This window comes from Chitinophaga sp. 05T412, assembly GCF_056396465.1.
This window is the reverse complement of record NZ_JBFTLN010000010.1, coordinates 266,232-293,073: the sequence shown is the minus strand read 5'-3', so window position 1 is coordinate 293,073 and position 26,842 is coordinate 266,232. Positions and strand designations below refer to the sequence as shown.

The 26,842-nt window shown below is 46.0% G+C and carries 24 protein-coding genes and 1 other RNA gene; 12 read left to right on the top strand and 13 right to left on the bottom strand.

The genetic code is table 11. The annotated features are described in order from the left end of the window. Positions 1 to 452: 452 nt before the first annotated feature. The 3 genes from AC1DFM_RS22740 (at position 453) to amaB (ending at position 4,054) form a co-directional block, all read left to right on the top strand. A complete protein-coding gene (locus AC1DFM_RS22740; RefSeq protein ID WP_477079056.1) occupies positions 453 to 1,523 on the top strand; it encodes a saccharopine dehydrogenase family protein in 1,071 nt (356 codons plus the stop codon). A 90-nt stretch (positions 1,524 to 1,613) separates the two neighbouring features. Beyond that, positions 1,614 to 2,504 (top strand): 2-oxoadipate dioxygenase/decarboxylase family protein, encoded by an 891-nt coding sequence (locus tag AC1DFM_RS22735; RefSeq protein WP_477079055.1) that lies wholly within the window; start codon positions 1,614 to 1,616, stop codon positions 2,502 to 2,504. Positions 2,505 to 2,527: 23 nt separating this feature from the next. Beyond that, positions 2,528 to 4,054, top strand: a complete 1,527-nt coding sequence (gene amaB, locus AC1DFM_RS22730) for an L-piperidine-6-carboxylate dehydrogenase (protein ID WP_477079054.1) — start codon at positions 2,528 to 2,530, stop codon at positions 4,052 to 4,054. A 366-nt stretch (positions 4,055 to 4,420) separates the two neighbouring features. Here the strand turns inward: amaB and AC1DFM_RS22725 are convergent, their stop codons facing one another. Next, positions 4,421 to 4,954, bottom strand: coding sequence for a histidine phosphatase family protein (locus AC1DFM_RS22725; RefSeq protein ID WP_477079053.1), 534 nt, complete (start codon positions 4,952 to 4,954; stop codon positions 4,421 to 4,423). Between the two features lie 381 nt (positions 4,955 to 5,335). Between AC1DFM_RS22725 and AC1DFM_RS22720 the strand changes: the two genes are divergently transcribed. Next, positions 5,336 to 7,033: a S8 family peptidase gene (locus AC1DFM_RS22720; protein WP_477079052.1), complete on the top strand. Its 1,698-nt coding sequence runs from the start codon at positions 5,336 to 5,338 to the stop codon at positions 7,031 to 7,033. 52 nt (positions 7,034 to 7,085) lie between these two features. Here AC1DFM_RS22720 and AC1DFM_RS22715 read toward each other — a convergent pair whose 3' ends face one another. The 10 genes from AC1DFM_RS22715 to bioD form a co-directional block, all read right to left on the bottom strand. Further along, entirely contained in the window at positions 7,086 to 7,493 is a 408-nt protein-coding gene (locus AC1DFM_RS22715) for a DUF4870 domain-containing protein (RefSeq protein WP_477079051.1), read from the bottom strand. A 66-nt stretch (positions 7,494 to 7,559) separates the two neighbouring features. Continuing rightward, positions 7,560 to 7,952: RNase P RNA component class A (rnpB, locus tag AC1DFM_RS22710), an RNA gene on the bottom strand. 25 nt (positions 7,953 to 7,977) lie between these two features. Then, positions 7,978 to 9,027 (bottom strand): Smr/MutS family protein, encoded by a 1,050-nt coding sequence (locus tag AC1DFM_RS22705; protein WP_477079050.1) that lies wholly within the window; start codon positions 9,025 to 9,027, stop codon positions 7,978 to 7,980. A 95-nt stretch (positions 9,028 to 9,122) separates the two neighbouring features. Then, entirely contained in the window at positions 9,123 to 9,590 is a 468-nt protein-coding gene (locus AC1DFM_RS22700; protein ID WP_477079049.1) for a DoxX family protein, read from the bottom strand. A 186-nt stretch (positions 9,591 to 9,776) separates the two neighbouring features. Further along, the gene (locus AC1DFM_RS22695) at positions 9,777 to 11,408 is read right to left on the bottom strand and encodes an amino acid permease (protein WP_477079048.1); all 1,632 of its coding nucleotides are present in this window, start codon (positions 11,406 to 11,408) and stop codon (positions 9,777 to 9,779) included. A 186-nt stretch (positions 11,409 to 11,594) separates the two neighbouring features. After that, positions 11,595 to 12,566, bottom strand: a complete 972-nt coding sequence (locus AC1DFM_RS22690) for a polyprenyl synthetase family protein (RefSeq protein WP_477079068.1) — start codon at positions 12,564 to 12,566, stop codon at positions 11,595 to 11,597. Between the two features lie 20 nt (positions 12,567 to 12,586). Next, positions 12,587 to 15,781, bottom strand: coding sequence for a ribonuclease R (gene rnr / locus AC1DFM_RS22685; protein WP_477079047.1), 3,195 nt, complete (start codon positions 15,779 to 15,781; stop codon positions 12,587 to 12,589). 15 nt (positions 15,782 to 15,796) lie between these two features. Continuing rightward, on the bottom strand, positions 15,797 to 16,867 hold the full coding sequence (lpxK, locus tag AC1DFM_RS22680; RefSeq protein WP_477079046.1) for a tetraacyldisaccharide 4'-kinase: 1,071 nt from the start codon (positions 16,865 to 16,867) through the stop codon (positions 15,797 to 15,799). Between the two features lie 6 nt (positions 16,868 to 16,873). Beyond that, a complete protein-coding gene (locus AC1DFM_RS22675; RefSeq protein ID WP_477079045.1) occupies positions 16,874 to 17,449 on the bottom strand; it encodes a 5-formyltetrahydrofolate cyclo-ligase in 576 nt (191 codons plus the stop codon). Further along, positions 17,446 to 18,090, bottom strand: coding sequence for a dethiobiotin synthase (gene bioD / locus AC1DFM_RS22670; protein WP_477079044.1), 645 nt, complete (start codon positions 18,088 to 18,090; stop codon positions 17,446 to 17,448). Before bioD ends, AC1DFM_RS22675 begins: the two co-directional genes overlap by 4 nt. Before the next feature lie 81 nt (positions 18,091 to 18,171). Here bioD and AC1DFM_RS22665 point away from each other — a divergent pair, with 81 nt between their 5' ends. The 3 genes from AC1DFM_RS22665 to AC1DFM_RS22655 all read left to right on the top strand — a co-directional run bounded on the left by AC1DFM_RS22665 (position 18,172) and on the right by AC1DFM_RS22655 (position 20,877). Then, the gene (locus AC1DFM_RS22665; protein WP_477079043.1) at positions 18,172 to 19,530 is read left to right on the top strand and encodes a pyridoxal-phosphate dependent enzyme; all 1,359 of its coding nucleotides are present in this window, start codon (positions 18,172 to 18,174) and stop codon (positions 19,528 to 19,530) included. A 71-nt stretch (positions 19,531 to 19,601) separates the two neighbouring features. Beyond that, on the top strand, positions 19,602 to 20,375 hold the full coding sequence (locus tag AC1DFM_RS22660) for a helical backbone metal receptor (protein ID WP_477079042.1): 774 nt from the start codon (positions 19,602 to 19,604) through the stop codon (positions 20,373 to 20,375). 61 nt (positions 20,376 to 20,436) lie between these two features. After that, positions 20,437 to 20,877, top strand: a complete 441-nt coding sequence (locus AC1DFM_RS22655) for a QcrA and Rieske domain-containing protein (RefSeq protein ID WP_477079041.1) — start codon at positions 20,437 to 20,439, stop codon at positions 20,875 to 20,877. On the opposite strand, the gene AC1DFM_RS22650 is transcribed toward AC1DFM_RS22655, so the two are convergent. After that, complete coding sequence (locus tag AC1DFM_RS22650) at positions 20,874 to 21,686, bottom strand: alpha/beta fold hydrolase (protein WP_477079040.1); 813 nt, start codon at positions 21,684 to 21,686, stop codon at positions 20,874 to 20,876. The two genes, AC1DFM_RS22655 and AC1DFM_RS22650, sit on opposite strands and share 4 nt — an antisense overlap. A 136-nt stretch (positions 21,687 to 21,822) precedes the next feature. On the opposite strand from AC1DFM_RS22650, the gene fbaA reads away from it, so the two are divergent. From fbaA to AC1DFM_RS22630, 4 genes are all read left to right on the top strand, one after another. Next, the gene (gene fbaA, locus AC1DFM_RS22645; protein ID WP_477079039.1) at positions 21,823 to 22,890 is read left to right on the top strand and encodes a class II fructose-bisphosphate aldolase; all 1,068 of its coding nucleotides are present in this window, start codon (positions 21,823 to 21,825) and stop codon (positions 22,888 to 22,890) included. 206 nt (positions 22,891 to 23,096) lie between these two features. Continuing rightward, positions 23,097 to 23,945: an acetyl-CoA carboxylase, carboxyltransferase subunit beta gene (gene accD / locus AC1DFM_RS22640; protein WP_477079038.1), complete on the top strand. Its 849-nt coding sequence runs from the start codon at positions 23,097 to 23,099 to the stop codon at positions 23,943 to 23,945. A gap of 120 nt (positions 23,946 to 24,065) precedes the next feature. Further along, on the top strand, positions 24,066 to 24,503 hold the full coding sequence (gene smpB, locus AC1DFM_RS22635) for an SsrA-binding protein SmpB (RefSeq protein ID WP_477079037.1): 438 nt from the start codon (positions 24,066 to 24,068) through the stop codon (positions 24,501 to 24,503). Between the two features lie 50 nt (positions 24,504 to 24,553). Further along, positions 24,554 to 25,705, top strand: a complete 1,152-nt coding sequence (locus tag AC1DFM_RS22630) for a tetratricopeptide repeat protein (protein WP_477079036.1) — start codon at positions 24,554 to 24,556, stop codon at positions 25,703 to 25,705. Between the two features lie 132 nt (positions 25,706 to 25,837). Here the strand turns inward: AC1DFM_RS22630 and trxA are convergent, their stop codons facing one another. Then, on the bottom strand, positions 25,838 to 26,137 hold the full coding sequence (gene trxA, locus AC1DFM_RS22625; RefSeq protein ID WP_477079035.1) for a thioredoxin: 300 nt from the start codon (positions 26,135 to 26,137) through the stop codon (positions 25,838 to 25,840). Positions 26,138 to 26,233: 96 nt separating this feature from the next. On the opposite strand from trxA, the gene AC1DFM_RS22620 reads away from it, so the two are divergent. Further along, entirely contained in the window at positions 26,234 to 26,797 is a 564-nt protein-coding gene (locus AC1DFM_RS22620; RefSeq protein WP_477079034.1) for a methyltransferase family protein, read from the top strand. The last annotated feature ends 45 nt before the right edge of the window (positions 26,798 to 26,842 follow it).

Below are 26,842 nucleotides of genomic sequence, written 5' to 3'. Positions count from 1 at the left end.
GAGTGATCAATGCGTAAATAAATATTCGCAAAGGTCATTCGCCTCAATAGCTTTTTGCTTTCTCCTTTATGCTTTTGGCTAATCATAAATTTTTCCCTATATTCGCTTCGCTAATGAACTACCTGTTAAACATACAGCTTTCTCTACTCTCCTATCTACGGAGCACTTGCTCCCATGTGCCATAGGTAGCACAAGGGATTTATCTTCCCGTTACATCTTTACTACATAGCCGCGGAAGCGGTGTGGATGCTGCATTCCGGCATTTCAAACATTCATTATTGCTATTGGCTGTCGTCATTATTTTTTTCGTATTGGCATTACTATGTCAGGCGAAAATGTTTTGTGGTGGGCATATAACGGTAACGGCTATACGTAATTGATGAGATACATCAAACCGTCACTTAAACACGGAGTTACCATACTCCGTTCACCACTATAATTCCAAACAGATTATGAAACGTGTAATGATTATTGGCGCCGGCAAGATCGGCGAAACCGCTGCTTTTCTTTTGCAACAGTCCGGCGACTATACCGTAACCCTGGCAGACAGCAACCAAGCCTTGCTGGACAAATGTACTGATAGCCAGATCCATAAAACCATTCTGGATGTAAACGACGCCCAGGCACTGGAACAAAGCCTGAAAGACCAGGATATGGTACTCAGCGCCTGTCCCTTTTTCCTGAATGTGAAAATTGCTACTGCTGCCGCAAAAGCCAATACCCACTACTTTGATTTAACAGAAGATGTAGCCACCACCAACGCGATCCGCGAAATTGCCGCCACCGCGAAAGTGAGCTTTATGCCACAATGCGGACTGGCGCCAGGTTTCATCAGCATTGCTGCACATGACATCGCCAAACAGTTCGATTCACTGGATGCCGTTCGCCTCCGCGTAGGCGCCCTCCCTCAGTTTCCTACCAACAGCCTCATGTACAATCTCACCTGGAGCACCGATGGCCTGATCAATGAATACTGCAACCCCTGCGATGCCATTTATGAAGGCCAACGCAAAGAAGTAATGCCCATGGAAGGCTACGAGCGCTTCGCCCTCGATGGCGTGGAATATGAAGCATTCAACACCTCCGGCGGATTGGGCGCCCTGGCCGAAATACTGGACAACAAAGTATACAACCTCGACTATAAAACCGTTCGCTACCCGGGACACTGCCAGCTGATGAAAATATTGCTGAGCGAATTAAAGCTCAACAAAAAAAGAGATATGTTGAAGGAGATTATGGAAGATAGCATACCTTTCACTGCGCAAGACGTAGTACTGGTATTTGTATCTGTTTCCGGCCTGGTAAACGGTCGCTCGGTACAACGCTCCTACTCCCGTAAGATATATAACCAGTCAGTAGCCGGTAAAGACTTTACCGCTATCCAGCTGACCACCGCCGGCGCCGCCTGTGCAGTGATAGACCTCCACGCCAAAGGCCTGCTGCCAGCCAACGGATTTGTTCGCCAGGAAGATGTGGTATTTAACGATTTAATTAATAACCGCTTCGCGGTATACTATAATTAGTCTTTAAGCGGGAAAAATTAGTAAATTCCTTTGAAGAAAGGCCTCTTTACTAAAAAACACTCATAACTAAAGGCTAAAACGCTTCATCTCATGTTAAATGATGTATTAAAAGGGCTGATGGATCGCTATCAGCAACGCGTTCCGGATGTGGCAGCAGTCATTGCCGCCATGATAAAAGAAGGGATGATTCAACAGGCGGATGATATCGAGAATGATCATATCGCTTTCAGAACAATGGGAGTTCCCCAGTTGGGCGTGCAATCCCTGGAAAAGATATTTCTGCACTACGGCTACAAAAAAATGGACAAATACCATTTTGCCGCTAAAAAGCTGGACGCCTGGTGGTATGCTCCGCCTGCCCCACAATATCCGCGCATCTTTATCAGTGAGCTACGGGTAAATGATCTCAGTGAGGCCGCACAGGAAATTATTCATCGCTATACCAGCGAAGTAAAAACGGACCCGGTAAATGCCCTGAATCTGGACGATGCCAACGCAGTAGACGCTTTCTTACACAGCTCCCTCTGGCGTACGCCTACCCTGGCGGATTACCAGCTGCTGGCGGCAGAAAGTGAATACGCTGCCTGGGTAATTTACAACCGGTATTACCTCAATCACTTCACTGTGAGCGTACATAACCTGCCCGCAGGATATAATACCGTGGCCGATTTCAACGTATTCCTGGAAAAACATGGCTTCCGCTTAAACGATGCCGGTGGTAAAATCAAAACCAGCCCCGATGGCGCCTTATTGCAAAGCGCTACCGTAGCAGGTATGATCACCGCTGAATTTGCTGGTGGCGATAAGCTCGCAATTGCCGGCTCTTACGTAGAGTTTGCAGAGAGAAAGGTACTGCCCCAGTTTGCTCACCTGCCTACTGCTGAAATAGGCAGAGCACAGCGCAGGGAAGGCTTTGAGGCCGGTAATGCCGACAAGATCTTTGAAAGCACCTACGCCACCCAAACAAAAAAAAGTTCCTAATTTCGTTTAATAATACACCCATCATGGAAGATATCTTAAAAGCATTCGGGATCACCACAGAACAAAGCGGTATTAGCACCGGTCACAACTGGCTGCCTGCTCACGGAGCAGAAATTACCTCCTTTTCACCGGTGAACAACAAGAAGATTACAAGTGTAAAAAGCGCTACCCGCGAGGATTACGACCTGGTAGTAGCCGTAGCACAGGAAGCTTTCAAAGAATGGCGGATGTGGCCTGCGCCTAAAAGAGGAGAAGTAGTAAGACAAATAGGCGTTGCCCTCCGGGAACATAAAGAAGCACTGGGTAAACTGGTATCCTATGAAATGGGAAAAAGTTTACAGGAAGGATATGGTGAAGTACAGGAGATGATTGATATCTGTGATTTTGCAGTAGGGCTCTCCCGCCAGTTGCATGGCCTGACCATGCACTCTGAGCGTCCGGGACACCGCATGTACGAGCAATGGCATCCAATGGGTATTACCGGCATTATTTCCGCCTTTAACTTCCCGGTAGCCGTATGGAGCTGGAACTCCATGCTGGCATGGGTTTGCGGAAACGTTTGTATCTGGAAGCCATCAGAAAAAACACCTGTTACCGCGCTGGCCTGCCAACGCATTGTTGCAGATGTATTTGCCGCCAACCATGTACCGGAAGGTGTTTGCTGCCTCTTAACCGGTGGTCGCGATGCCGGCGAATGGATGGCGCATGATACCCGTATTCCACTGGTGTCTGCCACCGGATCTACCCGCATGGGTAAAGCCGTAGGCGCTGCTGTGGGAGAACGTTTGGGCCGCTCCCTGCTGGAATTGGGTGGTAACAACGCCATCATTATTTCTCAGGATGCAGACCTCGATATGTCGCTGATAGGCGCTGTATTTGGTGCAGTAGGTACTGCCGGACAACGTTGTACCTCTACCCGTCGCCTGATCATCCACGAAAGTGTATACGACAGCTTCACTGCCAAACTCGTGAAAGCATACGCGCAACTTCGCATTGGTAACCCGCTGGATCTGCACAACCACGTGGGACCATTGATCGATACCGCTGCTGTAGACGCATACCTGAGTTCCATAGAGCAGGTAAAACAGCAAGGTGGCTCCTTCCTGGTGGAAGGTGGCGTGCTCACCGGCGCCGGCTATGAATCCGGTTGCTACGTGAAACCTTGTATTGCTGCCGTAGAAAATACTTACGCTATTGTACAACATGAGACCTTTGCTCCCATCTTGTACGTGATGAAATATAAAACACTGCCGGAAGCCATTGCCATGCAGAATGATGTACCACAGGGGCTTTCCTCTGCCATCATGACCCTCAACCTGCGGGAAGCAGAACAGTTCCTGTCGCAGGCCGGTTCTGACTGCGGTATTGCCAACGTAAACATCGGTACTTCCGGTGCTGAAATAGGTGGTGCCTTTGGTGGTGAAAAAGAAACCGGTGGTGGCCGTGAAAGTGGATCGGACGCATGGAAAGCGTATATGCGCCGTCAAACCAATACGATCAACTACTCCAACAGTTTGCCGCTGGCACAGGGTATTAAATTTGACATCTGATCTGTTGTTATATAAAGAGAAAAGGAGAACATACCACATTGTATGTTCTCCTTTTTCTTTTATAATTTCTGAAGATAAATTTTCGTGAATACTTGTTGATCTCGTCAGCTCCGAGGCCCTGGCCCCGGAGCTTTTAATATTCGTGACAGGAATCGACCCGATCAGATTTTAAAAGCGGTTGATAAAACAGGTTCTGCGAATTAGTCTAAGCAACATGAAGATGCCTACTCTCTACATACACCGATAACATGGTTTTAAAAATAGTAGCGAGGTTAGAGAACCCCGCTTTTCGTTAAACGGAAACCATGCTTATGAGAAAAGTAAGTAATAGCGGGAAGCCATTAAATACTCTTCCGGATATAAATATTACACTTTTTTCTGAATATTCATATTCAACTTTTGTGCTACTGCCGTATTATTACTGCTGCGTTTTACGACTAAAACCTGTCCACATCCTTTGTCATAAAGGGTTTTAACATCCTTACCACGTAGGCCTACCTGCCGTATCATTGCAGCAATATTTTCGGGATCGCTACAAATAACGATGGTTTTACCGCTGTTTTTCTTTATCATGTCTTTTACAATACTGGAAGTAAGCTCCGGATCACCGTTTAACCGGAAGTAGTCCAGCTGCTGTTGCCGGGCTTTTGCCAGCGGCGTAACAGTTTGAATAGCACGATTAATAAATGTTGTGTAGATCGCGTTAATAGATGTTCCTTCGAGTGAGCTCACCAACTGACTAGCCTGCTCAGATCCTGAAGGACTCAAACCTGGATCTGCAGAGGGTGATGATTCCATTTCAGCTGCATTCACGAAAATAATGGTGGTTACTTCGGGCTCAGTAGCAAATACCTGAGTGCCGGTGGCCAGCATGGCGGCCATGAAAAGAGTTTTCAACATGATGGGTAGATTTAAAAATTTAATTTTTAAAAAGTGATTAAACGAATCTGCATAATCTCGTTTAGTACAAGGGTAGATGAGAGAGTATATATAGCCCTGAGGGAATGATGTAAAACTAGATCAGTTACAAACATCGGCAAAACAGATTGTGACAGGTGGCAATGGGACTTGTCCGACTTAGCATATCATGACAAGTTTAACTCAAGCGTTTTCCCTGCAAATCAGCACCTTATACCGTCCTCCCATGATTGAATCTCCCAATCAACCAACATTTAGCGCGCTTATCATTAATATTTAATGTTATACCGCTTTTTCTATACCTTTATTCCTTTCACAAGGATATTTTTTAGTTGTTTTACTATATCGGGAAAATTATTGAACATGAAATTGTTTAGTCGAGAGGTCGCAGTTATGGCCGGGTGTGTTGCATTATTAACTGCATTTACAACAAACACCAGCGCGCAAAGCAAGCCGCAGGTCCCCAAAAACTGGCATCTGCTGAGTTATGATACCGACAGTGTGTATGGTACTTCTACAGAAAAAGCATACAAAGAATTGTTAAAAGGGAAGAAAAGCACGCCCGTTATTGTGGCGGTGATAGACTCCGGTATTGACACGCTCCATGAAGACCTCAAAAAGGTATTGTGGACCAATCCCCGCGAGATTCCTGGTAATGGTAAAGATGATGACCATAATGGCTATGTAGACGATATCCATGGCTGGAACTTCCTGGGAGGTAAAGATGGAAGTAGTGTGAAAGAAGATTCGGAAGAAGCAGCCCGCGAATATTACCGCTATAAAACCAAATATGGCAACCCGGATTCTGCACTCGCCAAAGATTCTAAGGAATATGCCACCTGGCAGCAACTGCAGGCAAAAGTTGAAAAACCGAATTCCCAGTTTAAGATGCAGTACAAAAGCATGGCTAAACTGCAGGAGAACGTAAATAAATGCGAATCTATCCTCAAAACCTACCTGGGTAAGGATGATTTCAGTGTAGCGCAACTGGATAGTATCCAAACTACTAACCAGGATGTACTGCTGGCACGCAACTTCATGACCCGCTTATTGAAAAGCGCCGGTGACGTGCCTGCCAACTTCAGCGACTTCAAAATGGAGTTCGATGAATACATGAGTGAGCTGAAACGCAAAGCAGAAAGTACAGAAGTACAACCCAATGCCAACCGGGAACGCATTATCGGCGACAACCTCGATGACATCAACGATAACAAATACGGTAACAACGATGTGATGGGCTCCTTTGGTTTCCACGGTACCCACGTATCCGGCATTATCGGCGCCTCCAGAAACAACGGTGTTGGAATGGATGGCATTGCAGATAACGTTCGCATCATGTTTGTAAAAGCTGTTCCCGATGGCGATGAAAGAGATAAAGACGTGGCCCTGGCCATCCGTTATGCGGTAGACAATGGCGCGCAAATCATCAACATGAGCTTTGGTAAACCGTTCTCTCCTCATAAAGATTGGGTTGATGCTGCGGTAAAATATGCGGAAGAGAAAGGTGTATTACTGGTACATGCTGCTGGTAATGATGGCAACAACAATGATTCCATCGCTAACTTCCCTAATCCTGATTACCTGGATGGTACCACTGCTACCAACTTCATCACTGTAGGCGCCAGCAACAACGGTACTACGGCTGATAAAGTAGCCAGTTTCTCCAACTACGGTAAAAAAGGCGTAGATCTTTTTGCACCAGGTGTACAAATCTATTCTACTATTCCTGGTGGCAACAAATACGGCAGTGCCAGTGGCACCAGCATGGCCAGCCCGGTAGTAGCAGGCGTGGCTGCATTGGTACTCTCCTACTATCCAGAGTTGAGCGCCAAACAGCTGAAATATGTATTGGAGAAAAGTGCAACCCCGTTACCTGATGGCACTACTATGGTGAACAAACCAGGCGGTGGTCCGGATGATAAAGTGGATTTCGCAACGTTATCTAAAACAGGTGGACTGGTAAACAGCTATGAGGCATTAAAGCTGGCGGCTACTATCAAAGGAGAAAATGTGAAGGGGAAAAAACACAAAGCGAAAGTAAAAGCAATTAAAAAGAATTAATACCATCGGGGTTTATTGTTTCGGCAATAAACCCCGATTAATATTGTCCCCACTACTTAACAATACGTAAGCTCAGCGGATATTTGTAAGCCTCTCCGGAACTGGCTTTCACGGCTGCAATAATGCTGAAAATAAGATTAAGCAACCAAACCAGTCCCCCTAACCACGCCCAGCCCACCACAGCACCAAAGTTCCATCCCCGGTTCCAGAAGCCAGTCAAAGACCAAAATCCACTGGTAATACTGATAATAACGGATACCAGCACGGAGGCAATGCTGACGGTGATCTGAAAATTAATGGCTTCTTTCCCCTGATCATCCACAAACGTAGATTCGTTACGCTTGATCAGCCAGAGAATAAGTACGCAGATAATGTTACCAACAGTAGGGTTTACGGACATACCAATGATGCCGCCCAAATGTACCAGGGTTCCCCAGGTACGCTCATCTTTTTGGTTCATAAAATAGAGATTAAATATGAGCGGGAAGTTAGCTGCTTATTTTAGCATATCAAAAAAGAGAGGAAAAAAAACTACAAACCTATAAGCCGGATTCTGTTTCCCACCGCGTAAAGCGATGGGCTGCTATCATTTATCTGCGACAACGTTCGCACGTTATCTGTATCTGCCTACCCTCGGTCATCGGGCGAGCAGCCCTCAAGCGACCGTATACATGGCATTTCAGCACGCAAGGTTTACCCGCACAAACAGTTACCTGCCTGCACCGTGGGCGCTTACCCCACATTTTCACCCTTACCCCCGAAAGGGCGGTTATTTTCTGTGGCACTTGCTGTTCCCCTCCCACCCTCGCCATAAGCGAGGGTGGATGAGGCCCCACCCGTTAGGTGGTGCGTTGCTCTGCGCTGTCCGGACTTTCCTTCTCACTGCACAAGTCAGTGAAACGATAGCACGGTTTGTAGTTGAGGCGCGAAGGTAAAGAAAAATATTACCTAAACGTTATTTCTGTAGCACCATAGCCATATTTTGCATGATACTGGTTTACAAAACTGGCTACTTCCGGTGTCTGCTTTAATATCTGGTGAATTTCGTCTTTGAGCTTTCCTTTACCGATACCATGAATAACAATGAGGTTATGCTGATGATGGCTGATGGCCATATCCAGGTACCGCTGGAAGGCATTGAGCTGTACAGCCAGGATGGCGATGTTACTCATTCCTTTCCAGTTTTTTTCCAGGGCTTCAATGTGCAGATCTACTTCCTGTTTGGGCTCCAGCGATGTTTCCGGCTGTAATTGTATTTTACTCAACAAGCTGGCAAAGTTCCCTGATCCCAGGGTGGTAACTGGCGCTTTCTTTTTAGCCGGTTCTGCTGCTGCAGGCGGTTGCGGCGCTTTATCAGGGAATTTATCGAATAAGGTGTAAGTGATGGTGGCCTCCTCTTTTGCCCGTAGCTCCTGCAATTGTACAAACATCTGCTTCGGCTTTATTTTCCAGGTTTTCTGTACAGAGGTCGCCAGCTTGGGTTGCGGCTCTTTCAGGAAAAATGAAAATTCGAACCGCGGGTTATCATTCAGCGATTCAAATATCAGGTCGGCCAGATAGAAATTATTATACGGCTGGATTTCATTCTTTATTTCCAGATCCAGCTGGTTATTCAGCCAGATCTGAAAATAAAAACGCATGGCATGTGGCGTGTCGTTGAACAGGTGAAACTTCATCAGCTTCACCACTTCGTCCAGGCCATCCATTTGGTATACCGGTAAAACAGACAGGAACATGCCTTTATCTGTTTTGAATACTTCATACTTACTTCTGTCTACTTTAATCTCATCGCCAGGAATCAGTCTGGGCTTTTCTTTCACCACTTTTTGCTGGGAGAAGCGGTGGAAATATGGAAAGTCAATCTGGTCGAGATAAACCGGGAAAGATGTTCCCTTTACCTCAATCATCACCATATTATCATTCACGATGTCTACAACCGTTCCTTCTTCTTTTGAACTCAACAGCAAGATGCCGTCGCCTATTTGGTATTTCATAATTGCATTCTTCTGAAATGCAAAAATAGAATATTGAAGGGATATGCGGAGAAGAGATTTAGCAAATGACGTATCCGGTCTTATATTGGCCGGTGCTAGAAATCAACATACTTGCGGTTGCGTACTTTTTCCGGATGTTTGCGCATGTACTCATCCACAGAGATGCGGCCACTACCATCTACTGCAAATAAAATCAGTAACAGCAGTACGATTACAGACAACACCATAAATGGATACACACTAAATAAGCCGGTGGCGGAATGACTCATAAAAACGGCCCCTATTAATACCGGGATATTGCAGATGGCACAGAACCTGGTGAGCAGGCCCATTGCAATAAATAAACCGCCTACGGTATGGGCAAATACGATATAATGCCCTAACATTACGGAGATAGCTGCCAGTGCTGGTTTCTGGCTAATTACGCCTATCAGATCATCTCTGTTCATGACAAACAATACACCCATCGCCATTAGAAATATTCCCAGCAGAATACGTACGGCACTCAGCCAATTAGGGCTATGTGTGTCGCCCCAGTGTTCAACCCGTTGTAGCATGTTCATAAAACATATTTTTAAGGATCAAAGAGCAGATAATTGTAGGGATCAAAGAACCTCTATGAAGATACGAAAAAAAGGGCAAAGCATAAAGGCGAAAGCATAAAGCGATTTTAGCGAATGATCAATGCGGATATTATCTATTCACGCTGATCATTCGCTAAAATCGCTTTATGCTTTCGCCTTTATGCTTTATGCTTTCTTCGCCAGCTTACTATTCGTATAGCTATAGGCAAAATAAATGGCTAAACCCATTGCGAGCCAGATAGAGAATACAATCCAGTTCTTCAGGGCGATTTCTGTCATCAGATAAAAACAGCTGAGCATTCCCAATACGGGTATCAGCGAGAGTTTACGGGTAGCAGAGAAGAAGGTGATCAATACAGTAACCACCACGAAAAGGTAGAAAGGAATATTGTGTTTCCATACTTCCCAGCCGCCTTCGGTAGACAGCTTTGCAAAAATTTCTTTATGAAACAGAGCGACCAGGCCCACTACAATCGCCGGAACAATGAGTTGCCCGTTGATGTAAGGTAGCTGAAAACGCTTTACATTGGCCTTCTCTTCTCTTGGCAATATTAAAACACCTCCGCAAACAAGGATAAAGGCAAACAAGGTACCTATACTGGTCAGGTCTGTTACAATTGTCAGGTTCAGAAACAGCGCAGGTATACCCACAATGAAACCGGTAACAATTGTCGCGTAAGAAGGTGTTTTGAAACGTGGGTGGATTTTGCTGAAACGCTTAGGTAACAAACCATCGCGGCTCATGCTCATCCAGATACGTGGCTGTCCGATCTGAAATACCAGCAATACGCTGGTGGTAGCCACTACTGCACTAATAGAAATCAGGTAGCTGATCCAGGGTAAATTTACCTGGTGGAAAACAAAGGCCAACGGATCATCCACTTTCAATTTATAATAAGGGACCATACCTGTCAGCACAAAGGAAATGAGGATATATAATACCGTACAGATGATCAGCGAATAGATCATGCCCTTGGGCAGATCTCTCTGCGGATTCTGACATTCTTCCGCCGTGGTACTGATCGCATCAAAGCCAATATAAGCGAAAAATACCGCCGATACACCTTTCAGCACACCAGAGAACCCATTCGGCATAAAAGGATGCCAATTCGCCTTATTCACGTAGAAAAAGCCTACTACAATAACAAACAGGATCACCAGTATTTTAAGCGCCACCATGAAATTGGCGCTGCGTTTACTTTCCTGTATCCCCACATAAGCGAGATAAGTCACGATAAATACAATCAGGAATGCCGGCAGATTCAGGATAATGGGAATACTACCGATATGCGGGGCAGCAGCTATAATTTCAGGCGTAGCACTGTCGTAGTTACTAGCCAGCCATGCCGGCAAACTAATGCCTAAGCCACTTAACAGGTTATTGAAATAGCCACTCCACGAAATGGCCACTGCAATATTTCCAATGGCATACTCCAGGATCAGCGCCCAGCCAATTACCCAGGCCGCCAGCTCTCCGAAAGTTACATAAGAATAAGTATAAGCACTACCTGATACAGGAACGCGGGATGCAAATTCTGCATAGCAAAGGGCGGAGAAGCCACAGGTAACAGCAGTGATTACAAACAACAGGGATACGCCAGGACCACCGTGGAACGATGCCTCACCGATGGTGGAAAAAATACCCGCGCCAATTACTGCGGCAATTCCCATAGCGGTAAGGTCTTTCACCTTTAATACCTGATTCAACCCTCGTGTTTCATGACCGTCTGCCAATCCATCGCTGGCATCTTTTAAAATTGTGGAAAGGGACTTTTTTCGAAACAGCGAATTTGACATTGGCGAAGGAATTACGTGTTACAGTTGTTTTTTGTTTTGGTAAAAATATCATCTTACCCTGCTAAAAATACGAATGCTGATCGCGCTGATTAAATCTTTCAGAAAAAATCAGTGTGATCAGCATTTCATATCACTTTATCTCTGAATAAGACAAACGCGAATATAATGCGATTTTGAATACAAACCTTATTGCTGACGGTTTAAGAGATAGTTAGCCAGATCCATCAACGGTTTTTTCCGGGCCGACAGCACCGCAATGCTCTCCAGGCTTTGAAAAGCAAGCTGTTGGAAACGTTCTTTTTCCCGCTCAGCCCATTCATCTACCTTACAACTGCGGAATAACGACAGTACTCTTTCTACTTTATCCGCCGGGGAAGTTTCCATGAGCATTTTCAATTCCGCCCGCTGCTCCGGATTACACAATTCCAGGGCTTTCAGCAACAGGAATGTTTTTTTATTGACGAGGATATCTCCTCCCTGTTGTTTCCCAAATTTTTCCGGATCTCCAAAAGCATCCAGGTAATCATCCTGAATCTGGAAAGCAATCCCTATATTTTTTCCAAAAGCGTACAGGTGCTGCTGATTTCCCTCTCCGGCGCCACCGATAATAGCGCCCAGTTGCAGGCTCGCTGCCAGCAATACCGACGTTTTCAGACCTATCATGTTTACATAGTCATCGTATTGTACCGCTTCCGGTTCCATTCCTTCAAAGTCCATGTCCAGCTGCTGCCCTTCACATACTTCAATGGCTGCTTTATTAAACACCGAGATAATCTTTTGCTTATGGTGCGCTGCTACTTTGTTGAGGTGCTCATATACATTGATCAGCATTACATCTCCCGCCAGGATAGCGGCCGGCTCCCCATAAACCGTGTGCACGGTAGGTTTACCACGACGAAGCGGAGCTTTGTCCATGATATCATCATGCAGCAGTGTAAAATTGTGAAAAAGCTCTACCGCACTACCTACTTCCAATGCATCCGGATGCAGGGTTTCAAATAATTCGTTTCCTAACATGCACAATACCGGCCGTATTCTTTTCCCCCCGATATCCAGGATATGAGAAGCGGCATTGTATAACTTACTGGGCTGTTCCGGAAATTGTTGTTTCTCAAAATGTTGACTAAACTGCGCTATTAGCTCCTGAAATGAATGCATCACTGATGGCTCGTGTTTTATTATTTACTCTTTTTCTTTGACTTGTTCTTAGCTGCTGCTTTCTTAGCTACCGCTGGTTTAGCTGGTGCCTTCTTAGCTGGCTTAGCTACCACTGCTGCTTTCTTAGCTGGTGCCTTCTTAGCTGGTTTGGCTACCACCGCTGCTTTCTTGGCTGGTGCTGGCTTCGCTGCTGCCTTTTTAGCCGGCTTCGCTACTACCGTTGCTTTCTTAGCCGGTGCTGATTTTACAGCCGCTTTTTTAGCTGGTTTGGCTACTACCACTGCTTTCTTGGCTGGTGCTGGTTTGGCAACTGCCTTCTTAGCTGGCTTCACTACTGCCGTTGCTTTCTTAGCCGGTGCTGGTTTCACTGCCGCCTTCTTAGCTGGTTTGGCTACTACCGTTGCTTTCTTGGCCGGTGCTGGTTTCGCTGCTGCCTTTTTAGCTGGCTTCGCTACTACCGTTGCTTTCTTAGCCGGTGCTGGTTTGGCAACTGCCTTCTTAGCTGGCTTCGCTACTACCGTTGCTTTCTTAGCTGATGCTGGTTTCACTGCTGCCTTCTTTGCTGGTGCGGGTTTCGCTGCTGCCTTCTTTGCAGGTTGGGCTACTACCACTGCTTTCTTAGCCGGTGCAGGTTTCGCTGCTGCCTTCTTTGCTGGTTGGGCTACTACCGCTGCTTTCTTAGCAGATGCAGGTGCTACTGCTACCTTTTTAGCGGGCGCTGGTTTCGCAGCGACCTTCTTAGAAGGCGGGGCTACCACTGATTCTTTCTTAGTGGCTGCTGTTTTAACTGGCGCAACAGTGGGTTGTTTAACCGCTTTTTCTGCTGGAGGTGTAGCTACTGCTTTCTCCTCAGCTGGCTTCGCTGTTGGCTTTTCCACTGGCTTATTAGCGGCACCTGTTGATGTTTCCGCCACGGCTTCACGCCATTTTTTCTTAGCTGGTGTTACCGGATCTGGTGTAGGTGTAACAGGTACCACATGTGTTTCTACCACTACCTGGTCTACTACTGGCAACGGTTTAGGCTCTCCGAGAGATACTTCCGGCGCTCTAGACGCTCCTGGTCTATCCTGCTCCCATGGCTTACGCCCCTGATAATCACCACGGTGTTTTTCTTTTTTCTTCTTCCGGTCATCCCGATGGTTTTCACGGCGATCGTCTTTACGATGATCTTTACGGTCATCATGACGTTTCTGCTGGAACTCCGGTTTGGCAGTGCCGGTGCCGGTCAGTTCATCTTCCAGGTCGTAATCCAACTGGCGTTTAGCCAGGTTGGCGGAGACTACCCGGATACTCACTTTTTCGCCTATACGAAATTTGCGACCGGTACTTTGACCCACCAGCGCATATTCTCCTTCGTTGTATTGAAACTCTTCTCTCTTCGTCAGATTGTGTATACTGATCAGCCCTTCGCACTTGGTATCGATGGTTTCCACCCAGAAGCCGAAGTGCGCTACACCACTGATAACGCCATCGAAGGTGCTACCAATGAACTGCTGCATGTATTCTACCTGCTTGTATTTATTACCTGCTCTTTCCGCTTCCATCGCCTTCCGTTCCATCTCTGAGCTATGCTTGCATTTCTGCTCCATCTGCTTATCCGGCCTTACACTGTTAGCCAGGCATTCTGCCAGCACACGATGTACCAATACATCGGGGTAACGACGGATAGGTGAAGTGAAGTGACAATAATCTTCAAATCCAAGTCCATAGTGCCCTACATTTTCTACGGTGTAGATGGCTTTAGCCATGGTACGGATACCCAGTGTTTCCAGCACAGGTTGTTCCGGCTTCCCTTTTACATTTAACAACAGGTTGTTAAAAGAACTGGCAATACTTTCCGGTGTGCTGAGATCAAACTGATATCCGAATTTACCGGCGAAGAGCGCAAATACTTTCAGCTTTTCAGGGTCAGGAGTATCGTGCACCCGATAAGGGAACGGTATCGGTTGTTTATTGATTCTTAATTTAGCGACGTAGGCAGCAATGGTTTTATTGGCCAGCAGCATAAATTCTTCAATCAGCTGATGGGCTTCTTTACTTTCTTTCACCACAATACCAATAGGCTTGCCGGTTTCATCCAGTTTAAAGCGCACCTCCTGTGAAGAGAAATTAATAGCACCATGTGCAAAGCGTTGCGCCCGGAGGGTTTGCGCTATTTTATTCAGCAACAGTACTTCATTCTTATAAAGACCATCCTTCTTCTCAATTACTTCCTGTACTTCTTCATAGGTAAACCGGTGATCCGAATGGATAACGGTACGGCCAATCCAGTGTTGCCTGATTTCGCCTTTTTCACTCATCTGGAACATGGCGGAGAAAGTGAGTTTGTCTTCATGCGGACGCAGGGAGCACAATTCATTCGATATTTTCTCCGGCAGCATTGGCAGTACACGATCCGGCAGGTACACGGAGGTAGCTCGCTTGTCGGCCTCTTTGTCCAGCTCAGTGCCAGGTAATACATAATGGCTCACATCAGCGATGTGTACGCCAATTTCATAGAAGCCGTTTTTCAGTAAACGGATAGAAATGGCATCATCAAAATCCTTGGCATCCACCGGGTCGATGGTCATGGTCAGGACTTTGCGGACATCTTTACGTTTGCCGATTTCTTCTTCTGAAATATTTTCCTGCAGGTGGGTTAATTCATCCAGTACTTCTTTGGGGAAGTTCAGCGGGAAACCTGCTTCAATCAGAATTTCCTTCATGGCCAGGTCGTTGGTATTGCTGGCGTCCAGGATTTCCACGATTTCTCCTACAGGTTTGCGCGATTTTTCGCCCCAGGCTACAATCTTCACCACGGCTTTATCGCCGTTTTTAGCACTTCCCAGGGAGTTGGCAGGAATATAGATATCCGGCATAAACAATCCCTTTTCGGGGATCAGGAAAGCAAAACTTTTGCTCACCTGGAGGGTGCCGGTAAATTCTGTTTTATTTCGTTTAAGGATATCTGTTACAATACCTTCCATCCGGCCTTCGTTGCGGGCTGCTTTCAGCACGTCTACCAGTACTTCATCTTTATCAAGGGCGGTATGCAGGTTTTTCTGCTTCACCATGATATCCTTGGTCAGGCCATCTACTATCACAAAAGCCATTCCTGACCTGGTTACTTCTACGATGCCTTTAAAGGTTTTCTTCTGGCCGTTATGGTTGTTATTGGTGTTCGGGTTAGCGTGATGACCATGACCGCCTTTTTTATTTTTCTTTTTTCTACTCATGTTAGTCGTAAGTTATCATTGACCGGGAAACGGCAAATGCCGTCCTACGTAGTCAAAAATAAAGTTATTAAATAATGCTGCTTCTCCAAAGAGAAAAGAGATCTCCACAGGCATAACAGCAATGTGCAGGTTTTGTTCTGCCAGTGCACCTTTGAGCAGATGCAATCTTACCGCGTCTTTTTCCGTGGTAATGACAATCTTTTGGGTTCCTGGTAACTCGCTGCATTCTTTCTTAATTTTTTCTATATCCTTTTCCGTGTAATAGTAATGATCCGGAAAAGACAACAGGTACACCTGTTCGTAACGTCGTTTTAGTTCTTCCAGCAATGGTTCGGGCCTTGCTATACCACATGCCAGCAATACGGTTGCTGATTTGGGGATTTCCACCGGTTGATGGGTAATCATATCGGACAGGGCGCCGTACTGCAAGGTAGTGAAAAAGAGCCGCTGATGAGGCAATGGGTTAATTTCTTTTTCCAAAGCCTGCTTTTCTGCCACGCTCATATCGGGCGGACACTTGGATACAATGATGCAGTTAGCGCGGTGATAACCGGCCCTGCCCTCTCTTAAACGCCCGAATGGCACCACATGATCACGGGTAAACAACCGGCTGTAATCAGTGATCATGATATTGAGACCTGGTTTGATAGAACGGTGCTGGAACGCATCATCCAGTAATATCACCTGCGTATCCGACTCATCGCCCAGTAGCTGCGGAATGGCCAGCATCCTTTCTTCCCCTACACATACCTTGATATCCGGAAATTTATCATGAAACTGCATCGGTTCGTCACCAATATCGGCAGCCGTGCTTTTTTCATCTGCCAACAGGTAGCCACTGGTACGGCGGTTGTAGCCCCGGCTCAGGGTCGCCGTTTTAAAATAATCTTTCAACAGGCGGATCAGGTATTCCACATGTGGGGTTTTACCGGTACCACCCACCGACAGATTGCCTACCGCAATCACCGGCAAATCAAATTCTACGGCAGTAAGTAATCCCTTGTCATAAAAACGGTTGCGCAGCCACATCACTAAACCGTACAACAAGGAGAAAGGATATAATAGAAAGCTAAGGTATCTGAGCACAATTGTTTATTTAAATTGATAAATACGTTCCGGGGTTACCACCGTTTGCAATGGTACATCCCAGGCATCCACATCATTAATTTTAGGTACCGGTTCAAACAGCGACAGCCCAATGGTACGCACACCCGGGGCGCATTGCTGCAGGAAACGGTCATACATTCCTTTGCCATAGCCCACCCGTTGTCCTTCCAGATCGAAAGCCAGCAAAGGTACAAATACCAGATCGATGCGCTCCGGCTGCACCTCGATGCCCTCCACCGGTTCAGGAATACCGAATTTATTTTTCACCAGTATGGTGTTGGTTTTCCAGAGAAGGTGGGTCATATCGCCGGTTTTCATATCGGAGCGGGACAACACCCATTCCAACTGCGGGTACTGTTCTCTCAACCATTTGACCAGTGGCCAGGTATCTACTTCTTTTTTTTCGGAGATGGGTAAAAAAACATGCGCTATATGGTGACGACTGTAATCCAGTTGCCGGCAATTAGCCAGCAGATGTTCGTTTAATGCACTGGCGGTATCGTCGTCCATATTGAGCCGCTGCTCCAGGAAATGTTTTCGTATATCCTTTTTAGTGGTCATGCCAATAATGTATGTAGCGGGGATGTCAACAACTGTGCCTGTCGTTGTACAAATGCCTTATCTACCTGATTTGTCAGTGGAATGCGGCCTATTTTAGGATAGCCGCTCCAGGCCACAATATCTGCCTCATTGGAATGCTCTTCTCCACTAAATACCCACCCGATAACGGGAACGCCTGTATGTTGCAGCATACGTGCAGTGAGCAGGGAATGATTGATACTTCCCAGGTAGTTCTGCGCTACTATTACCACCCTGGCTTTCAATGCCAGTATGAGATCCAGCGTAAAAACCGTTTCGTTAACCGGTACCATGAGGCCGCCCGCGCCCTCTATTACCAGGGGACGTTCTGCCGGCTGATACTGGTCTGCCAACGTCAATATTTTAGTGGTATCGATGGTCATATTTTCCAGTCGCGCTGCCAGATGCGGCGACGCCGGCGCCTGCAAGCGCCAGGCTTCAGGGTGACAAACTGACACCGTATTTGATAATAACGATAACACCGTGTCGGTATCTGTACCTTCCATTAACCCCGTTTGTACCGGCTTCCAGTAGTCCGCTTTTAACGCTTCGGTAATACAGGCCGACGTCAGGGTTTTTCCTACACCGGTGCCTATGCCGGTGATAAAAATTCTTTCACTCATCAGGGCAAAGATAAGAAAGTGAAGGGGATCGCCGGGTATCAATGCAATTCCTTATTTTCGTTACTATACAACCTCATTTTTATGAAATACTGTGATAACATACTCGAAACGATAGGAAATACCCCGATGGTTAAGTTGCATCGCGTTACGGCTACTCTCCCCTGCACGGTGCTTGCCAAAGTAGAATTTTTTAACCCAGGCAATTCAATTAAAGACCGCATGGCCGTGAAAATGGTGGATGTGGCAGAACAAAAAGGATTACTGAAACCTGGCGGTACCCTCATTGAAGGCACCTCCGGGAATACGGGTATGGGACTGGCGCTGGCAGCCATTATCCGGGGATATAAATGTATTTTCACTACTACCGACAAACAGTCCAAAGAAAAAGTGGATATCCTGAAAGCAGTAGGTGCGGAAGTCATTGTATGTCCCACAAACGTAGAGCCGGAAGATCCCCGCTCCTACTACTCCGTTTCCAAACGACTGGCCACGGAAGTGCCCAATTCCTTTTATGTAAATCAATACGACAACCTTGCCAACCGGGAAGCGCACTATGAGCAAACCGGTCCGGAAATATGGGAACAAACGGAGGGGAAAATTACCCACCTGGTAGTGGCTACCGGCACTGGTGGCACCGTTACGGGTACCGGTAAATATCTCAAAGAAAAAAATCCCAACATCCAGGTATGGGCCATTGATAGTTATGGCTCCCTGCTGAAAAAATATTTTGAAACCGGTCAGCTAGATATGAGTGAGGTGTATCCGTACATCACAGAAGGTATTGGAGAAGATTTTGTGCCGGAAAACTACGACATGTCGGTCATCGACAAGTTTGAAAAAGTAACGGATAAAGATGCAGCCGTGATGGCGCGCCGCATTACCAAAGAAGAAGGAATTTTTGTGGGATACTCTGCCGGATCAGCCATAGCAGGACTTTTGCAATTGAAAGCTTCTCTGAAACCTACGGATGTAGTGGTGGTTATTTTTCATGATCATGGCAGTCGCTATGTTGGCAAAATTTACAACGATCAGTGGATGCTGGAACGTGGATTCCTGGATGTTAAAACGGTGAAAGATGTGGTGAATGGCCGCCGGAAGCAGCCGCTGGTGACCATTGGCGCCGATGAAAAAGTGAGTGAAGCTATTGCGCGCATGAAAAAATATGATATCGAACATATACCGGTAGAACAGGGTGGAGAAATTATTGGCGCCATTTCTGAAAACGGTTTATTTAACCGCCTGATTGATGATGCCAACCTCAAAGATGCACTGATTAAACAAGTGTTGCAGCCAACTTTCCCGCTGGTAAGCCAGGATACACCTATCGAAAAACTGACGGTGTATATTAACCGGGAAAACGGTGCGGTACTGACTAAAGACGACAGCGGCAATTACCACATTATTACGAAGTATGATATTATACAGGCCCTGGGCCGATAATTATTTTTTTCGGGAGATGTAGCCCGCGCGGTTGACATCTCCCGAAAAAATACCTACCTAACCATTATCACATGATTTTTACCGATCAGTTAAACAGGCAGATAACACTGGAACATCCGCCGCAGCGGATTATTTCGCTGGTGCCTTCACAAACTGAATTATTATACACCCTGGGACTTGATAAAGAAGTAGTAGGTATTACTAAATTCTGCGTACATCCGTCTACGTGGTTCCGCGAAAAAACGCGGGTCGGCGGCACTAAAAACGTGCATGCCGACAGGATTGCCGCCTTATCGCCCGACCTGATTATCGCTAACAAAGAAGAGAATCTGGAAGCTGATATCCTGCCACTKATGCAGGAATACCCGGTATGGGTGAGTAATATACAAACCCTGGAAGATGCTTACCAAATGATTACCGGCATTGGTACGCTGACCAACCGCAGCCATGCTGCAGCGGATTTGGTGACACAAATCAAAGCGGGCTTTGCTGCTTTGCCCGTGCGGGCAGCTCCACTCCGGACGGCCTATTTCATCTGGCGTGATCCCTGGATGGTGGCTGGCGGCGATACCTTTATTCATGAAATGTTGCACGCCTGTGGACTGCAAAATGTATTCAGTGAACAATTAAGGTATCCTTCCATTACGGCGGAACAACTGGCCAATAGTGGATGTGAGCTGATTTTATTATCGTCGGAGCCTTATCCTTTTAAAGAAAAACATATCGCTGAATTGCAGGCCATCGTGCCGGAAGCGCGTATTCAGCTGGTAGATGGTGAAATGTTTTCCTGGTATGGCAGTCGTTTACGCGAAGCCACTACTTACTTTTCCACCCTTCATTTTTAGAGGCAACCATCCGCTTTCCATTTGCGTAAACAGGGTTATCATCAACTTAAACGCATCACTTATGGAAAGAAGAGATTTTGTTTCCAACCTGGGAATAACGCTGGCATTGGCCTGTACAGCTGGGTTAGCAGCCTGTAGTAAGGGAAGCAGCGACAATCCCGCACCTACTCCTCCCGGTGGTGGCACTACGCCAAAACTGTCCCTTAACCTGGCGTCTGATCTGCCTAATGTGGGTGACTTTAAAATTGCCGGTGGCGTAATTATTATCCGTACGGCCACTGGTAATACTGCAGGCAGTTTTACGGCGCTTTCCAGTACGTGTACCCATCAGGGTTGCACAGTGGCTACATTTAATAACAGTTCGAAATTAATAGAATGTAACGCCCCTTGCGGCCATGGCAGTCGTTACAGCACTACCGGTGCAGTAAACACCGGTCCGGCCACAGCCCCGTTAGCAGCTTATACTGTGAAAGTAGACGGTAATGCCCTTACCGTTAGTTAATGATTTTGCAGGAAATCCAATACCCAGGCGGCGAAAGGCGCCGAACGCCATACCGTGTTATGATCACCGGGCACCGTGCCGTGCATGCCAGCCGGCATCATAGCAGCCAGTGATCCGCCGGTATCATTGTCTTCGTCTTTATCCCCTCCCAATACCAGTACCGGTTGTTGCACGCTGGCCAGCTCCTGCGGTGTTGTAGCGGGTTGGCCAAACTGCATCAATGCCAGGGCGCGTTGATCCAAACCGGCTTTCCGGACATTTTTCACCATGGCAGCCAGTTCTGGCACATCCTTGCCGGAGAGGGCATTGTAAAACTTTAAACGACGTGGCCAGGCGGGATCGGTGAAACCCGTACCTGTGCCACCCAATACGGCGCTGCGTACCCGGGAATCGAGTACCAGCAAACGGGCTGCTATAATGGCTCCGCGTGAATAGCTCACCACCTGGTAACTGTTGATACCCAGATAAGTCATGAGTCCCATCATATCTTTAGCTTCTGCATCGTGCAGGTAAGCGATACTGTCGTGCGGATGATCAGACGCTCCATTACCGCGTAAATCCAGGGTGATGACCTTACGACCATGCAATAACAGGGAATCGTAAACAGCCGTTTTTTTCCAGCCCTCCCCATCTACAATAAAACCATGTATTAATAATACCGGCTGGCCGTTTCCTTTTACGGTGTAATGAATCCGGGTACCGTCAAAAGAAGTATAGAAGAGCAGTGAATCTGTTGCAGGGCCGTGAAACGCTTTAGTGACGGGCATGTGCAGGAATATAGCACACAACAGGGCAAGGCATAATTTCATATCGTGATGGGTTATGATCGGGTAAAATACGTTTTTCTATCCGGACATTTAATACATAAGCACTTACTTTTCGCTATAAATCTTGTATTTAACTCCTTATATTTGCTTTCCTAAAAAATAAAACACATATCAGAGTATGGGAAAATACAGAGCTGGCGTACTATTCGGCGAAGAGCTGGATGCGCTGTATAACGATGCCAAAGACAACGGATTTGCTATGCCTGCCGTAAATGTTGTGGGAACTAACTCCGTGAACGCGGTACTGGAAACAGCTGCTAAAGTAAATTCACCGGTTATTATTCAGTTTTCTAACGGCGGTGCACAATTTTTTGCAGGTAAAGGTATGCCGAATGATAAGCTGCAAGCGAACATCGCAGGTGGTATCTCCGGCGCGAAGCACGTACATGAAGTAGCTAAATATTATGGTGTACCAGTAGTATTACATACTGACCATGCGGCTAAAAAATGGTTACCATGGATCGATGGTTTGCTGGATGCAGGTGAACAATATTTCAAACTCCACGGTCAGCCACTGTACAGCTCTCACATGCTGGATCTGTCTGAAGAACCTATTGCTGAAAACATCGAAATTTCTCATAAATATTTTGAGAGAATGAACAAGCTGGGTATGTCTATCGAAATCGAATTGGGCGTAACCGGTGGTGAAGAAGATGGCGTTGATAACTCTGGCGTTGATAACTCCAAACTGTATACGCAACCGGAAGAAGTGGCTTATGCTTATGAAATCTTATCTAAAGTAGGCCCACGTTTCACTGTAGCGGCGGCTTTTGGTAACGTACACGGTGTATACAGCCCTGGTAACGTAGAATTACGTCCTGTGATCCTGCACAACAGCCAGGAATTTATCCAGGAAAAATACAAAACTGCAGCTAAACCGGTATACTATGTATTCCATGGTGGTAGCGGTTCTCCAAAACACCAGATCACTGAAGCACTGGGCTATGGCGTTATCAAAATGAACATTGATAYCGACATGCAATGGGCTTTCTGGGAAGGTATACACGATTTCTACGAAGCGAAAAAAGACTACCTGCAGGCTCAGCTGGGTAATCCGGAAGGCGCTGATAAGCCAAATAAAAAATATTACGATCCACGCGTATGGCTGCGCAAAGGGGAAGAAACCTTTGTAAAGCGTCTGGAAGAAGCGTTCCATGATCTGAATTGCATCAACAGAAACGCGTAAGAAAGAGCTTAAAGCATAAAGGAAAAAGCAAAAAGCTATTGTAGCGGAGATAAGAGCGATAGTATATTAATATGTAATATATTGTCATCTTCGCTACAATAGCTTTTTGCTTTTTCCTTTATGCTTTAAGCTTTTTCTAGCTATGTTTTTGGCTTTATACGATAATTCGTATCTTGCACCACTATTTTCTAATCTAATAGCAAAATATGTCAAGCTGGTTTAAGCGAATTAAACAAGGCATCTCTACCACCACCAGTGAAAAGAAAGAAGCACCGGATGGTTTGTGGCACAAGTGTCCTAACTGTAAGAAAACCGTTACTGTAAAGGATCTGAAAGAGCATTTCTATGTGTGTGATAAGTGTAATTATCATAACCGTATTAACTCTGCAGAGTATTTTGAGATCATATTTGACAACAATCAGTTCGAGGAACTGTTTCCAAATATATATCCAACAGACTTCCTGGGCTTTAAGGATTTGAAGCCTTATGGTGACCGATTGAAAGATGCACAGAAGAAATCCGGACTGAAAGATGCGATGACGGTTGGTTCCGGAAAAGTATTGGGTAACGACCTCGTAGTAGCCTGTATGGACTTCAATTTCATTGGAGGTTCTATGGGATCTGTAGTGGGAGAAAAGATCGCCCGTTCCATCGACTATTGCATCGTTAACAAAAAACCGTTGATGATCATTTCCAAGTCAGGTGGCGCCCGTATGATGGAGAGTGCATTTTCCCTCATGCAAATGGCGAAAACGTCTGCCAAGCTCACGCAGCTGGCTAATGCCCGACTTCCTTACATCTCTTTAATGACAGATCCAACCACAGGTGGTGTAACGGCTTCCTATGCAATGCTGGGCGACCTGAACATTGCGGAACCAGGTGCACTGATTGGTTTTGCAGGTCCAAGGATCATTAAAGAAACAATTAAGAAAGACTTGCCTGCTGGCTTCCAGAGTGCTGAGTTCCTGTTGGATCACGGTTTCCTGGATTTCATCATGGATAGAAAAGAATTAAAGACGAAGTTGGCAAGTTTGCTGACAATATTTAAAAACTAGCTTTTAGCCATTAGCTTTTAGCATTTTAGAAAATGCAGCGAAGATCAATAATACATGGTCTTCGCTGCATTTTCTAAAAGCTAAAAGCTAACAGCTAAACGCTGGGTAACAGCTTCATAAATGGCAGAATTAAAGAACAGATCGGCATATTTCGAGTACGCAATAGAAGATAAATATATTGCCGGAATGGTATTGCTGGGAACGGAAATCAAGTCTATTCGTGCCAATAAGGTGAGTTTCAATGATTCATTCTGCTATTTTTCCAAAGGAGAATTGTTTGTAAAAAGCTTGCATATTGCCGAGTATTCCCATGGCACCTCCTCCAACCATGACCCCTTACGTGAGCGCAAATTGTTGCTGACAAAGCGTGAATTAAGAAAAATCGAAAATAAAATCAAAGAACGCGGCTATACCATTGTACCACTGCGTATGTTTATCACAGATAAAAGTCTTGCCAAAATTGAAATCGGTATTGGTAAAGGTAAAAAGCTGCATGATAAACGTGACTCTATTAAAGAAAGAGAAGCAGACCGTGAACTGAGAAGGCAGTACAAATAGGCTGGAGCAGGGACTATAGCAGGCAAACATATCCTTATAAAAATAATCCCTTGAAAAAGTTATCATGGAGGCAGCTACTGAGCGTAGCCGCCATTCTCCTCTACACTTGTTTTCTTTCCTGCAAATCAGGCGAAAAATTATACAACAAAGGCAGATACGACGACGCAGTAAATGCGTTTGTAAAAAAGCTGCAACGCAAGCCCCAGGATGCTACCGCTACCCGGATGTTGCCAGATGCATATAAACAGGCCCAATTGAGCCGGGAAGACCGGGTCAATGAGTTACTGCGCTCTAATAATGAGCTGAAATGGGAAGGCGTCCGTAATGAATACCGGGCGTTGCAAAGCCTTTATACGGCCATCCACAGCTCCCCTGCTGCCCTTCGCCTGGTACAACCGAAAGATTACCGGAATGCCATTACAGGCGCCCAGGAAAACGCAGCGGAAACCCGGTACGGCCGGGGTATGTCATTACTTGATCGCGGCGACAAAGCCAGCGCCCGGCAGGCATACGAAGAATTTGCTGCGGCCCTCAAGCTGGTTCCCAATTACCGCGACGCTCAACAAAGAAAGGAAGAAGCCTTCCAGCTGGGCGTTATCAATGTAGCCGTTAGCCAGATTGAAGTACGCTCCCCCTACTTTCAGTTCTCCGCCGACCAATTCCGCGACTATCTGGTGAGAAATCTCCAGCAACGCAATATCAATCAGTTTGTACAGTTCTACGATGAGCGCACCGTACGGAACGCTAACCTGTACCCTGATGAATATATCTCCCTGCGTTTCTTCGACTTCGTAGTAGGACAAACCTATGTAGATCGCGTGGAACGCAATGTGTCCAAAGAAATTGTGGCCGGTACCACCAAAGACTCTACCGGTAAGGAAATCCCCTATTACAGAACTGTTACCGCCACCCTGTATATCACCAAAAAAACGGTGGTATCCAAAGGTCTGCTGGACTACCAGATCACCAATACCAGCAATGGGCAGCTTCTTCGACAGGACCGCATTCCCGGCAGCTATACCTGGGTGAATCAATTTGGGACCTTCCGTGGGGATGAAAGAGCATTAAGCGACGAAGATAAACGCCTGATGGGTGGTCAGGACATGCCACCTCCACCTCCTACTGACTTGTTCATGGAATTCACACGACCTATCTACGATATACTCACACGGGATTTGCAGAGTTATTATAACCGGATATAACATAGAGCCGAAAGCATAAAGGGGAAAGCAAAAAGMTATTGTAGCGAATGACTAGCGCGAGTAAATAAATTACTTATCCGCTTCTATGATTCGCTACAATAGCTTTTTGCTTTCCCCTTTATGCTTTCGGCTCTACGACAAATGTTGTTTGAGAATCGGCAGCAACTGATGCGCCGGTACTACCCCACTCTGGCGCCATATCAGCTTGCCGCTGCGGAAAAGCAACAGCGTAGGTACGCTACTGATCTGCCATTGCGCCGAGAGTTGCTGGTTCTTATCGATATCTATCTTAATAATTCTTAACTGGTCTCCCATCTTTTCTTTTACCTCTTTCAGGATCGGAGGCACCATCTGGCAGGGACCGCACCAGGTTGCAAAACAGTCAATCAATACCGGTGTGGGAGATTGTAATATTGCTTGCAGATTTTCCATAGCACACATTTTAATGTAACTAAAATTACGTACCTTTTTGAAAACCAGAAAACATAATAGCTATCTCATATATACTGTTCCGATATCCTTTACAATATGAATATACTTTCATCCATTATCTATTTTGCATGGTTTCTCTCAGAAATACTATTACACCGGATTCTTCGCGGTGGAGATCAGGCAGATAAAAAGAAGCAGGACAAAGGCAGCCTGGCTTATATCTGGATCGTGATCATGGTGGTGATCAATGTTGCTATATATGTATCTTTTAAAACGCATTTTTATATCCTGGCGGGAATGCTCATGAATCGTGTAGGCCTATCCGTTATATTGCTGGGAATGGTGCTGCGTTTTGTATCTATTGCACAGCTGGGGCGGTTATTTACAGTAGTGGTGACTATCCGCAAGGATCATTATATTAAAAAAGATGGTGTATACCGGGTGTTGCGACATCCATCTTATGCAGGATCTTTGCTGTCTTTGCTCGGCTTTGGCTTATCACTCAATAACTGGCTGGCGTTGGCGATTGTATTTATTCCGGTATTGAGCGTATTTATTTACCGGATGGGGGTAGAAGAAAAAATGTTGGTGGCTCAGTTTGGAGAAGAATATACGAACTACATGAAGCATACCAGGAGAATCATTCCCTGGATTTATTAAAACAGTAAAGCAATAAAAAAGGACGGTATCACTACCGTCCTTTTT